Raw genomic sequence first — 12,905 nt, 5'->3', positions numbered from 1 at the left:
GGAGTATTAAAAATGAATGAAAATCAATTAGTTGCACCGGAAATTTATAATATTGTGAATGAATTTGAAAAACACGATAATAAAGAATCGAAAACAGCGTTAATTTTTCAAGAAGAAAATGGACACCAAGAGCGTTATACATACGAAGAGTTACTACAAAGAGCAAATCAGGCAGCGAATGCCTTTTATGCACAAGGACTAAAAAAAGGTGATGTCATTTTAATTATGCTGCCTCGCTGTTTAGAAGCATATGTTTCTTATATTGGGGCATTAAAAGCAGGATTGGTCATTATTCCAAGTTCGGAGTTGCTGCGAGCTAAAGATATTGATTATCGACTAAATCATTCTGAGGCTAAGGCGATTATCGTGATGGAACAATTCGTAAATGAATTTGAACATGTAGAAAATTTAGCGAATGTAGAATGCTTTATTGTCGGAAAAGAAAAAGAAGGATGGACTTCATTAATGGCGCTTGCAGAGCAACAGTCAAACGAGTTCGATTCTGTTGAGACGACAGCACATGATCTTGCTTTTTTAGCCTATACATCAGGCACAACAGGAAATCCTAAAGCTGTAATGCACTCACATGGCTGGGGATATGCACATTTACGTACAACGGCTGCGGAGTGGCTTGGCGTACGTGATGGTGATACGGTATGGGCAACTGCAGCTCCAGGATGGCAAAAATGGATTTGGAGTCCGTTTCTTGCTGTATTAGGCAGTGGCGCAACAGGATTTGTATATAAAGGGAAGTTTGACCCTAAACAGTTTTTACATTTAATAGAGCAGCAACACATCAATGTGCTTTGCTGTACACCGACAGAATATCGAATGATGGCGAAGTTAGATCAGTTAAATACATTTAATCTAACTTCATTGCGCAGCGCTGTCTCGGCAGGTGAGCCATTAAACCGTGAAGTAATTGAAACGTTCGAACGTGAACATCAGTTAACTGTCCGTGATGGCTATGGCCAAACAGAAAATACATTATTGATCGGAACATTGTTAAACATGGAATTGCGTCCCGGCTCCATGGGGAAACCGACTCCGGGAAATATCATTGATTTAATCAATGAAGATGGTGAGCCTGTCCCGGCAGGTGAAGTTGGAGATATCGCAGTACACAAATCGACACCTGCACTATTTAAAGGGTATTATAAAGATCCGGAACGTACAGCGATTCAATATCGCGGGGATTGGTATGTAACAGGCGACCGAGCGATAAAGGATGAAGACGGCTATTTCTGGTTTGAAGGCCGTAATGATGACATTATTATTTCATCAGGTTATACAATTGGGCCGTTTGAAGTTGAGGATGCTTTAACGAAGCACCCTGCTGTACAGGAATGTGCTGTTGTTGCAAGTCCGGATGAAATTCGAGGGAATGTTGTAAAAGCATTTGTCGTCCTTAAAGATGTTACATTAAAAGAAAGCCCAACAATTGTAGAAGATTTGCAAAATCATGTAAAACAGCTGACAGCACCATATAAATATCCTCGAATTATAGAGTTTTTAGATGAATTACCTAAAACAATTTCAGGGAAAATCCGTCGTGTTGAATTGCGTGTAAAGTAAGGGAAATACCATTGCTCGACAAATATTTCCCGGGTAATGAATAAAAGGTGGCGAAATTTGCCGCCTTTTTTTCTGCCAGTATTCATGTTTAAACCGAGCTTAATTAATAGAAATGAGGCTTCGCCATTAGATAAAACCTAAAGTATGGTTGCTTAATCAAGTGGGATTATGTCAAAATCGCTGAAGGAAATGGTTTTCGATGAAACTTTTTGTGAAATAGTTTCGTACATATATTGAGGAGGCGTGAAAATGAATACAAAACGAGTTGTGGCACTTATTATTGCTGCCGTATTATTATTTTTCTCTATTGGGATCAATACGATTATTTCCATTTTCAAGACCGATTTCTTTACTAGTATCGACAATTTGATGGGTACGGAATCGCTCACATACGAAAGCGTAGTGGAAACGGGAGACTTAACGAATCGAATTGCGCATTTAACGGTAGATGGCGTAATTCAGGATGTAGGAGAACCAAGCATTTGGGAAACTGTTGATTACAACCACCAGCAGTTTATGGAACAATTGGATGCTGTACTGGAAGACGATACAATTAAAGGGGTTGTATTATCTGTAAACACTCCAGGTGGCGGTGTCATTGAATCAGAGGAAATTTACCAAAAACTATTGAAAATAAAAGAGGAAAAACAAATCCCGATTTATGTATCAATGGGATCAATGGCTGCTTCCGGAGGTTATTATATTTCAGCACCAGCAGATAAGATTTTTGCACAACGAGAAACAATTACCGGTTCAATCGGTGTGATTATGCAATCAATTAATTATGGGAAATTAGCCGAAAATTTCGGTGTCGAGTTTGAAACAATCAAATCAGGCGAACATAAAGACATGTTTGGCGGTGTACGACCTTCTACAAAAGAGGAACTTGCGATGCTGCAGGAAATGATTGATGAATCATATGAGCATTTTGTCGATATTATCGAAGCTGGGCGTAATATGTCTGAAGCGCAAGTGAAGAAAGTGGCGGATGGCCGTGTATTAGGCGGTACTCAGGCACTGCGAGCAGGGTTGGTGGATGAAATTGGAAATGAAGAAGCGACAGTTAATGCATTACGCGCGGATTTTGGATTGGAAGATGCAGAGCTGTTTGAATATACAATGGATACGTCAAGCTGGGGTTCTTTATTAGGTGTAAAACTAGGTTCTATGCTGCGACCATCTGCTGAGTCTGAAGTATTGTCCAAAATTATTTCAACGACAAATTCGCCTCGTATGATGTATTTATATGGTGACTACTAATAGGAGGGATTACGATGACTGACATAATCGAAGTAGTGGATGAAGCATCTGTCGTAAAGCCGCCTTCTATTAAACAAAAAACAGCCGGCTTCTGGATGCGATTCTGGGCATTTCTGTTGGATTCAATTGTCATAAGTGCGATTATCGGCGTCTCGATTAAGCCGGTGTTTGCATTGATGAATTGGAGTGTTGCCAGCGATGTGTGGTATGCGCCAATGACAATTCTTTCGGGAATTATTTTCTACGCTTATTTTGTGCTCATGACAAAATTTTTTAAGCAAACTTTAGGGAAAATGACGTTTGGAATAAAGGTTGAAAAAGATGACGGGGAAGCACTGGATTGGATGACAGTTCTGTTTCGTGAAGGGGTAGGCCGATTTATCAACGGCACATTATTATACTTGCCGTATTTAATCGTAGCCTTTTCACCGAACAATAAAAGTATTGCCGATTATTTTGCGGATACGGTCGTTGTTCATGAAAATATTTATACAAAAGATGTTTGAAAATGAATAGAAGGGGGAATAATTTACTATCGACACCTTCTAAGCAAGAGAAGAGCTGTTTTGTAAGATTCGTCTTATAAAAACAGCTCTTTTCTTTTTCTCTTCTTAATTTAATGAATATAAGCTCAGTTAGTTGCAATTGCTAAATCTTTTTTAGTAATATTAGGGAATATAAAGGAGGCGTTTAATATGGCACAAGTAACATTTAAAAACAGTCCAGTAACACTAATCGGTAATGAGGTAAAAGTTGGTGATCAAGCACCGGACTTTACAGTGGTTGCAAACGATTTATCAGAAGTAACTTTAAAAGATTCTGAAGGTAAAATTCGATTATTCTCAGTTGTTCCTTCATTGGAAACAGGTGTATGTGATAAGCAAACTCGTACATTTAACGAAGCGGCGGCTAACTTAGGTGACAATGTTGTAATTTATACAGTGTCAATGGATTTACCATTTGCTCAAAAACGTTGGTGTGGAGCTGCGGGTATCGATAATGTTGTAACAGTATCAGACCACCGCGATGCATCATTCGGTGAAGCATATGGCGTACATATGAAAGAATTACGCCTTTTAGCACGTTCAATTTTTGTTGTTGATGAAACTGGCAAAGTTGCTTATGTGGAATATGTTCCAGAAGGTACAGACCACCCGAATTATGATGCTGCGATTGAAGCAGTAAAAGCTCTTGCAAAATAATTTCGTTTTGAACAATTTTGTTGTAAAGTAATTACATGTATAATTAACACCCACTCAATGATTAATGATTGAGTGGGTTGTTCATTTAATGGATATGTCGCAATCAGGCGAAAAATCCAAATGAATGGAATGAGGGAGTTAGTCTAATGGAAAAGTTTGAACAAATATTTAAATATATTAATGACAATGCAGAAAATATTGTAGGGCAGCAAGAGCAGGATTATTTGGAAGCTTTACTGCAAACACTGGAAGATACATTGGACGGGAAATTTGAATGGCAAGTCCAAGGAGCGACGAAGGAAGATATGCGTAAAGCGATTCAAATCGCAATTTTAAAGGGGATGCGTAAAAGTGCCCAGCCGAATCACCAAATGACACCGGATACTCTGGGGCTGATTGTAAGCCACTTTGTAGAGCAGTGCTTTGACCAGGAATTATCGGAACGGACGATTTCAATTGTTGACCCGGCACTCGGTACAGGGAATCTACTCTTTACAGTCATGAATGCATTGGAAGGAAAAGTGACAGCTTCTGGAGTGGAAGTTGATGATTTATTAATTCGACTAGCAGCAGCGACAGGAGACCTGATCCAACAACCTGTTACATTATTCCGTCAAGATGCACTGGAAAAACTATTGGTCGATCCAGTTGATGCGGTGGTTTGCGACTTACCTGTAGGATTTTATCCGAATGAAGAAGTAGCACTTGACTATGAATTATGCGCGGCAGAAGGAATGAGCTACGCACACCATCTGTTTATTGAGCAATCTTTAAATTATACAAAAGAAGGTGGCTTTGGATTTTTCCTGATTCCGGCAAATTTATTTGAATCAGATCAGGCAAAACAGCTTCACCAGTATATTAAAGGACATGCATGGATTCAGGCAGTCATCCAATTGCCTGAAAACCTGTTCTCATCAAAAACACATGAGAAAAGTATTTTAATTTTACAAAAGCAAAGTGAGCAGTTAAAAGCGCCGCGTGAGGTTTTATTGGCAAAAGTACCGAATATGTCAAACCGTGATGCTCTCGCAATGTTCTTCGAAAAAGTAAGCATGTGGAAAGAAAGCAATAATCAGAAACGATAATAATAAATGCCATCGTCTCAAATTGAGAAGATGGCATTTTGTATGTTACTTATTTAAATCACTCTGGTGTACGGATTACTAATACGTCACATGTAGCTGAACGTACGATTGCTTCTGATACAGAACCGATCAGGAAACGTTCAACCGCATTTAAACCAGTTGCGCCACAGATAATTAAATCTGCTTCTACAACATTTGAAAGATCTTTTGTAATAATATTTTTAGGAGAGCCATATTCAATAATCAGATTAACGTTTTCAACGCCTTCTGCTTCAGCTTGCTTTTTGTAGCCGTTTAACAATTCCTCGGAATGTTGTTGAGCACGTTCAGCAATTGAACGGTCATAAGCTTCTATAGCTGCAAAAGAACGTGTATCGATAACATTTACTAGGTTGATTGTTGCACCTTCATTGCGTTTTGCAACATCGATTGATTTACGGAATGCATATTCTGCTTCTTTCGAGCCGTCTACTGCTACTACAATGCTTTTATAATGGTTTGCCATTTTCCATACCTCCTAATTATCTATAACTATATTATACCAAATAATTTTCCAAAGAACATAATTCCTGCGCCAAAAAATAGGTGAAATACAATAACTTCCATGAAATGGTCACAAAGTTTGGATTTATAGTAAAAAATATTTTTACTATTATAAAATATTTTTTTCAGCAATATATTGCCAGTTTCTATACAGGAGTAAGATATGATTAACGATTCATTATTCAGAATAGAATTTACATTCAAAATCCTCTACTAATTTGCGGGTAAAATTGGTAAAATGGATTTGATTTATGTTAATCATATTTCTAAGTGATTGTTAAAGGGAGGAATTATGTTGAAAATAGGGGTACCGAAAGAAATAAAGAACAACGAAAATCGAGTTGCGATGACACCAGCAGGGGTATTGTCATTAATCGCAAATGGTCATGAAGTATATATTGAAACAGGTGCAGGATTAGGATCTGCATTTACGGATCAGGACTATATTGACGCTGGTGCCCATATTGTACAAACAGCGGCCGAAGCATGGGCAGGAGAAATGGTTTTAAAAGTAAAAGAACCTGTACAAAGTGAATACAAGTATTTCCGTGAAGGATTAATACTATTTACGTACTTACATTTAGCTCCGGAGCCTGAATTGACTAAAGCTTTACTTGAAAATCGAGTAATCGGTATTGCCTATGAAACAGTTCAATTACCGAACGGTTCTTTACCATTATTAACACCGATGAGTGAAGTTGCAGGTAAAATGGCAACACAGATCGGCGCACATTATTTAGAAAAGCTGCCAGGCGGTAAAGGCATCTTGCTTGGTGGTGTATCAGGTGTTCCACGCAGTAAAGTAACAGTAATTGGCGGTGGTATTGCGGGAACAAATGCAGCTAAAGTAGCAGTTGGCATGGGAGCGGATGTTACGATTATCGATTTAAATCCAGAACGATTACGCCAACTTGATGATTTATTCGGTCGAGATGTTCAAACATTAATTTCAAATCCTTATAATATTGCAGATGCTGTTCGTTCTGCTGATTTAGTAATTGGCTCAGTGCTGATTCCAGGAGCGAAGGCACCAAAATTGGTTACAGAGGAAATGATTCAATCGATGTCACCTGGATCTGTTGTTGTTGATATTGCAATCGATCAAGGCGGCTGTTTTGCAACATCTGAAAAAGTAACAACACATGACAATCCTACATTTGTTAAATATGGTGTTGTCCACTATACGGTGGCAAATATGCCAGGCGCGGTTCCACGTACGTCGACAATTGCGTTAACAAACAATACAGTTCCTTATGCATTACAAATTGCAAATAAAGGCTTTTTACGTGCATGCCTGGACAACCTAGCATTAAAACGCGGCGTTAATACATTAGACGGTAAAGTTGTATACCGTGCAGTAGCAGACGCGCAAGGGCTGTCATATGCAGAAGTAGAAGATGTATTAGGGGCACTGACAGGATTAAATTAATAAGCATTTTACAGCAATAATAAAATCCGCTACGATTGGCAAAACCAAACGTAGCGGATTTTTTATGTGGTCATTTTATTTAACCGAGATTAACTCAGTTGTAATATTACCTTCAAAATCGGTAATGCGGATAATACCGTGATCTTTTGCTAAGTAGATTTTCGAGCCGTTTGGATATTTTAAGACTACTACATTACGGAATGTTCCTGCTTTTGTTTTAACTGTTGCATTTGTGCTTTCAACGTAAACGGGTGTTGTTTCCGTAGTACCGTCATATAAATAATTCGTATCGGTAATTGTTGTTTTTTCTTTCATCGGGTAGCTTAATGAGAAGAAAAATATATCTGAGTAGGCAACTCCTAATGCAAGCTGCTGCTGATCTTCAATATACGTATAGCCGATATAGTCTTCTTCCAACAATTCTACCGAGTTTTCGATCGATTTATTTTTAGAAGCGGTATATGTTTTTTGTCCGGCATCTTCAAAAGAAGGTTTATACGTATAGCTGCGATTTACTTTTGGCATAAAGCCTGTATTCGAGACAGGAGCTTTTTCCTTTACCGTTTTGTTCGGTGATGCACTATTTGAAATGACTTCATTATTTACCTTACTTGTTTGACTCGCTTCGGCTTCCGTATTCCATTCAATTTGACTTATTGGCAATAGTGTAAGCAAAATTATAAGTAGCGTTGTAAATGACCATTTTTTCATAATGCACCACTTCCTTTCGGTTATTTTTAAGTAATTAATCTTCTATTCCTCATTTTTGCTTTTAGAAAACAAGTTAAAAATTGTAAAGTGGATAATTGGTTGAAATGCCTACCAAAATTTAAAAGCGAGCAGACCTCTGTAAAGGACTGCTCGCTATAGTATATGCAAATTTAATAGTTTCTATACAATTTACTTGTTTAATAATTTACCCCGCATTAACGAGTAGTACGCGAAAGCTTAGCGGTAAAGGGGATGAAGCCCCTACTAATCGAAGTTTAAATTTATAAAATTACAAGTTCTTTTGTGAATGATGTAAGTACTTCCACACCATCATTTGTTACAACGACATCGTCTTCGATACGAACGCCTGCAATATCCGTTTTATAAATGCCAGGTTCAATTGTAAAAACTGTTCCTTCATTTAGAACGAACTCGTTAGCGCCGTTGATCGACGGGAATTCGTGAACTGAAATACCAAGACCGTGGCCTAAACGGTGAGTGAAGTATTGGCCATAGCCTGCATCTGTAATAACATCACGGGCAATTTTATCCAAGTCCATCGCCCGGACCCCTGGTTTAACTGCTTCAATTGCAGATTCGTTTGCGCGGCGAACAGCATTATAAATTTTAATTTGCTCGTCATTTGGCTGGCCGAATGCTACTGTTCGCGTAATATCTGAACAATACCCTTCGTAAATAACACCCAGGTCAAATAAGATTAGGTCGCCTTTTTTAATTTTGCGGTTTCCAGGTGTTCCATGAGGAGAAGCCGCTTTTTCTCCAGCCAATACCATTGTATCAAAGCTCATCGCATAGCCTTTTGCCTTAATAGCTGATTCAATTGTATTTAAAACTTCCATTTCTGTTACGCCTTCTGCAATTGCATCACAGCCAACCTGAATTGCGTAGTCCGCTAATTCGGCAGCTTTACGTAATTTTTCAAGTTCCGCTTCATCTTTTGAAATACGAAGCGCGTTAATTTTTTCATCAATACCTGCAAATTTTAATTGCTCATATCGTTCTTGGATCGCTTCTAAACGCTCAACTGTTAAATGAGATTTCTCAATAGCCAATGTATCGAAGGCAACGTTGCGAGCCTCGACATTTTTTGCAACAACATCCCAGGCATTTTCAGTATCTTCATGTCCGACAACGTCGAAAGCCCATCCTGCAGCTACTGCATCAGGCATTTCCATTTTAGGGCAAATTAAAAACGGTTCCGCGTCCTTAAATACCATAACACCAAGTAAACGTTCATGCGGCTCACTTTTAAAACCGGAAAAGTAAAAGACATTATCAGGTGTTGTAATAAAAGCAGCATCCCAACCATTTTCTTTTAAATGATTTTGTAATTGTTTTAATTTCGACATTGTATAAAACTCCTTTGTTATTCAATTAATGAATTCGCCGTATAAGCATATCAAAAAAAGGAGAATTGTGCATATTTATCGAATGATACAAGGAAGGTTATTTTAGGAGGTATGTTAAATGCAGATTTCATTTCACGGACATTCCGTCGTTAAAATTGTGACAAACGGGACAACGATTTTAATTGATCCTTTCATTAATGGAAATGGACAAACAGATTTAAAGGTTGAAAACGAAAAACCGGATGTCATTTTATTGACGCATGGACATAATGATCATGTTGGTGATACTGTACAATTAGCTAAAGCGCATGATGCCCTTGTAGTTGCACCAAACGAGCTTGCAGACTATTTAGGCTGGCAAGGGTGCAAAGTACACAATATGCATATTGGTGGTGCACGCCAATTTGAATTTGGAAAAGTGAAATTTACACAGGCGTTTCATGGTTCGTCATACGTAACGGAAAACAATGAAATTATCTATACGGGAATGCCGGCCGGAATTTTATTTACGGCAGAGGGAAAAACAATTTATCATGCTGGTGATACAGCATTATTTGGAGATATGGAGTTAATTGGGAAACGTCATCCAATTGACATTGCTTTTTTACCGATTGGCGACAACTTTACGATGGGACCTGAAGATGCAGCTTATGCGGTTTCGTTATTAAAACCGAAAATTGTTGTGCCTGTCCACTACAATACATTCCCGCCGATTGAACAAAATCCGGCTGACTTTGCGAATCTTGTTGAAGACGCACAAGTACAAGTATTGCAGCCAGGGGAATATGTGAAATTCTAATTTACTGCTGACGCAATCAATTTGATACTATTTGTGCTAAAAACTCAAACTGCCCACAATATATTTTGTTGGGCAGTTTGTCTTATTTAATTGATGAGCTTTTTCTTACATTTATAAGCAATTATACGGGTATATGTATTGAAAATAGTATAATTGCGCCGTTTAAATATGGTACACTAAAGACATAAATGAATGATGAGAAATAGGTGATGTAATTGTCAACGAAACACGAGAAGATTTTACAATACATTGAATCACTACCAGTTGGCGATAAAATTTCGGTTCGTCAAATTGCAAAGGAAATGCAAGTGAGTGAAGGGACAGCTTACCGAGCGATTAAAGAAGCTGAAAACCGACGTCTTGTAAGCTCAATCGAACGTGTAGGAACGATTCGAATTGAAAAGAAAAAGAAAGAAAATATTGAACGCTTAACATTTGCTGAAATTGTAAATATTATAGATGGTCAAGTATTAGGTGGAAAATCAGGTCTCCATAAAACATTGACGAAATTTGTAATAGGTGCGATGAAGCTTGATGATATGATGCGCTATACAGATGCGGGGAGCCTGCTCATTGTCGGAAACCGTACCCAGGCCCATGAATATGCATTGAAAACAGGGGCAGCAGTATTAATTACAGGCGGTTTTGATACAACAGAATCGACTAAAGACTTGGCCGACGAATTGGATTTACCGATTATTTCGACAACGTATGATACATTTACGGTGGCGACGATGATTAACCGTGCCATCTATGACCAATTGATTAAAAAAGACATTTTACTGATCGAAGATGTGTATGTTCCGATGGAAGATACAGCTGTATTAAAAAATAATGATACAATTGCCGATTTCCATAGACAGAACCGTCGTACGACACACGGGGCTTTCCCTGTAGTGACAGGCCAAAACAGACTTGTCGGTATGATTACGAGCAAGGACGTGATCGGGAAAGAAGAGTCAGAGCCTATTGATAAAGTAATGACGAAGAACCCGATTGCTGCTTCAATGAAAACAAGTGTTGCTTCAGCAGGACACCGAATGATTTGGGAAGGAATCGACTTGCTTCCTGTCATTGATGAAGAAGGGCTATTAAAAGGGGTTATCAGTCGTCAGGATGTATTGAAGGCAATTCAATTAGCACAGCGTCAGCCTCAGCATGGCGAAACGATTGATGATCTAGTGAAAAATGAAATGCGTGTAATGGGTGAAGAGGACATTGAAGTTGAATTTACTGTTACACCGCAAATGACAAATCAGTTTGGTGCGATTTCATATGGTGCCTTTACAATCCTATTATCCGAAGTCGGGGCTTTTGCATTGAAGCGTCGTAAGCGCGGGGAAGCGGTAGTTGAAAATATGAACATTTACTTCATCAAGCCCGTACAGATGGAAAGCGTATTAACAGTCCGTCCTAGAATTTTGGACATGTCTCGTAAATTCGTGAAAATGGACTTTGAAGTATACAGCGCGACAAATCTCGTTGGAAAAGCGATGATGACATTCCAGCTATTAGAACGATAAAAAGGGTCTTGCTGAAAGTAAAACGCTTTCGACAGACCCCGCTCTTTTACCTGTTTAATTCGTATTCTTCCTTTATGTATCGGCCTTCATGCTGCATGCGTTTATAGTTATTGACACCTAAACCTGCTCCAACGATAAGGAAAACAGCAGCAACGGCAAACCCTAAAATATCCGGATACAGAATCGTTGCATTAAGACCAAAGAAGATGAGAAATGCGGCAAGCGCAACTCCGGCTTTCGCAGTATACCATTTACGACGAATAGGCAGTGTCGAACGGAACTGCTTTGTTTTAAAATAGAAATAACATACGAGTGACGCTATAATACAGGCAACAAACAGAAAATTTAAATAGACCATAGTGAACCTCCTAATAGCCAAACTACTAAATATTGTAACGATTTTTAATGGAAAATGATATAGGTATTCATTATGGACGAGGAGGAAATGTTTTGAAACGTCAAATTATTGACAAAATTAAACAGTATAAAACAATTATTTTGCATCGCCATGTACGACCGGATCCAGATGCATACGGTTCACAAATAGGTTTGGCTGAGTTAATTCGCACAAATTATCCCGAAAAAGTGGTATACACGGTCGGTGAGCATGACGACTCATTATCTTTCATGGCTTCTCCGCAGCAAATTGAAGATGCGCAGTTTGAAAAGGCACTGATTATTGTGACAGACACAGCGAATACAGAACGTATTGATGATCAGCGCTATGTAAATGGCGACTTTCTAATTAAAATCGACCACCATCCAAATGATGATGCATATGGCGATTTATTATGGGTGGATACGGATGCCAGTTCATGCAGTGAGATGATTTATGAGCTCTATGAAGAAGGCAAAACGTATGCGGATTGGAAAATGTCAGATGAAGCGGCACGCCTGTTATTTTCGGGAATTGTCGGTGATACAGGGCGGTTCTTATATCCGAGTGCGAGCCCGAAAACTTTTGAAACAGCAGGACAACTTGTACAATATAATTTCGACCGTAACGAAGTATTTGATGGGATGTACGAAATGGAACGCAAACTATTAAATCTTCAAGGTTATATATACCAGCATTTTGAAATGGATGAAGACGGGGCGGCCTCGATAAAATTACCTAAAGCCATTTTACAGCAATATGATGCTACACCTTCCGAAACCTCTCTATTAGTCAGCTCATTGGGCAATGTAAAGAATATCCGAGCATGGGTGATGTTCATTGAAGACAATGATGCGATTCGCGTTCGTTTACGTTCGAAAGGTCCTGTTATCAACGGTCTTGCGAAAAAGTATAATGGTGGCGGACATCCATTGGCGTCCGGTGCTACAGCTTACTCTTGGGAAGAGGCAGATCGAGTAATTGAAGATTTGAAAGTCATTTGCAGTGAATATAAATAATATGATGGAG

General features: G+C 38.7%; 13 protein-coding genes. 9 read left to right on the top strand and 4 right to left on the bottom strand.

The genetic code is table 11. From position 1 onward, the window contains the following. Nucleotides 1-12 precede the first annotated feature (12 nt). The 5 genes from mbcS (at nt 13) to MHB58_RS14315 (ending at nt 5,125) form a co-directional block, all read left to right on the top strand. Nucleotides 13-1,575 (top strand): acyl-CoA synthetase MbcS, encoded by a 1,563-nt coding sequence (mbcS, locus tag MHB58_RS14335; RefSeq protein WP_014823104.1) that lies wholly within the window; start codon nt 13-15, stop codon nt 1,573-1,575. Nucleotides 1,576-1,824: 249 nt separating this feature from the next. Then, entirely contained in the window at nt 1,825-2,835 is a 1,011-nt protein-coding gene (sppA, locus tag MHB58_RS14330) for a signal peptide peptidase SppA (protein WP_340735460.1), read from the top strand. A 14-nt stretch (nt 2,836-2,849) separates the two neighbouring features. Continuing rightward, entirely contained in the window at nt 2,850-3,341 is a 492-nt protein-coding gene (locus tag MHB58_RS14325; RefSeq protein WP_087618420.1) for an RDD family protein, read from the top strand. Between the two features lie 189 nt (nt 3,342-3,530). Continuing rightward, entirely contained in the window at nt 3,531-4,037 is a 507-nt protein-coding gene (tpx, locus tag MHB58_RS14320) for a thiol peroxidase (RefSeq protein WP_014823107.1), read from the top strand. A gap of 146 nt (nt 4,038-4,183) precedes the next feature. Further along, on the top strand, nt 4,184-5,125 hold the full coding sequence (locus MHB58_RS14315; protein WP_340735459.1) for a class I SAM-dependent methyltransferase: 942 nt from the start codon (nt 4,184-4,186) through the stop codon (nt 5,123-5,125). Nucleotides 5,126-5,183: 58 nt separating this feature from the next. Here MHB58_RS14315 and MHB58_RS14310 read toward each other — a convergent pair whose 3' ends face one another. Next, nucleotides 5,184-5,630, bottom strand: a complete 447-nt coding sequence (locus tag MHB58_RS14310; RefSeq protein WP_008407782.1) for a universal stress protein — start codon at nt 5,628-5,630, stop codon at nt 5,184-5,186. A gap of 333 nt (nt 5,631-5,963) precedes the next feature. Here MHB58_RS14310 and ald point away from each other — a divergent pair, with 333 nt between their 5' ends. Beyond that, entirely contained in the window at nt 5,964-7,097 is a 1,134-nt protein-coding gene (gene ald / locus MHB58_RS14305; RefSeq protein ID WP_014823109.1) for an alanine dehydrogenase, read from the top strand. 75 nt (nt 7,098-7,172) lie between these two features. Here the strand turns inward: ald and MHB58_RS14300 are convergent, their stop codons facing one another. Both MHB58_RS14300 and MHB58_RS14295 read right to left on the bottom strand, forming a co-directional pair. After that, nucleotides 7,173-7,808 (bottom strand): 5,10-methylene tetrahydromethanopterin reductase, encoded by a 636-nt coding sequence (locus tag MHB58_RS14300; protein ID WP_339262729.1) that lies wholly within the window; start codon nt 7,806-7,808, stop codon nt 7,173-7,175. Nucleotides 7,809-8,089: 281 nt separating this feature from the next. Then, a complete protein-coding gene (locus tag MHB58_RS14295; RefSeq protein WP_014823111.1) occupies nt 8,090-9,178 on the bottom strand; it encodes a M24 family metallopeptidase in 1,089 nt (362 codons plus the stop codon). Nucleotides 9,179-9,296: 118 nt separating this feature from the next. Here MHB58_RS14295 and MHB58_RS14290 point away from each other — a divergent pair, with 118 nt between their 5' ends. Both MHB58_RS14290 and MHB58_RS14285 read left to right on the top strand, forming a co-directional pair. Next, nucleotides 9,297-9,977, top strand: coding sequence for a metal-dependent hydrolase (locus MHB58_RS14290; RefSeq protein ID WP_014823112.1), 681 nt, complete (start codon nt 9,297-9,299; stop codon nt 9,975-9,977). A gap of 215 nt (nt 9,978-10,192) precedes the next feature. Beyond that, nucleotides 10,193-11,500 carry a DRTGG domain-containing protein gene (locus MHB58_RS14285; RefSeq protein WP_008407772.1) on the top strand — a complete coding sequence of 436 codons (1,308 nt, stop codon included), beginning with the start codon at nt 10,193-10,195 and terminating at the stop codon, nt 11,498-11,500. 46 nt (nt 11,501-11,546) lie between these two features. On the opposite strand, the gene MHB58_RS14280 is transcribed toward MHB58_RS14285, so the two are convergent. After that, entirely contained in the window at nt 11,547-11,858 is a 312-nt protein-coding gene (locus tag MHB58_RS14280; RefSeq protein WP_014823113.1) for a YtpI family protein, read from the bottom strand. A 92-nt stretch (nt 11,859-11,950) separates the two neighbouring features. On the opposite strand from MHB58_RS14280, the gene MHB58_RS14275 reads away from it, so the two are divergent. Next, on the top strand, nt 11,951-12,895 hold the full coding sequence (locus tag MHB58_RS14275; RefSeq protein ID WP_014823114.1) for a DHH family phosphoesterase: 945 nt from the start codon (nt 11,951-11,953) through the stop codon (nt 12,893-12,895). Nucleotides 12,896-12,905 lie beyond the last annotated feature (10 nt).

The organism is Solibacillus sp. FSL K6-1554, assembly GCF_038005185.1.
GTDB classification, from domain to species: domain Bacteria; phylum Bacillota; class Bacilli; order Bacillales_A; family Planococcaceae; genus Solibacillus; species Solibacillus silvestris.
The sequence above is the reverse complement of the archived record's forward strand: the minus strand, read 5'-3'. Positions and strand labels throughout refer to the sequence as shown.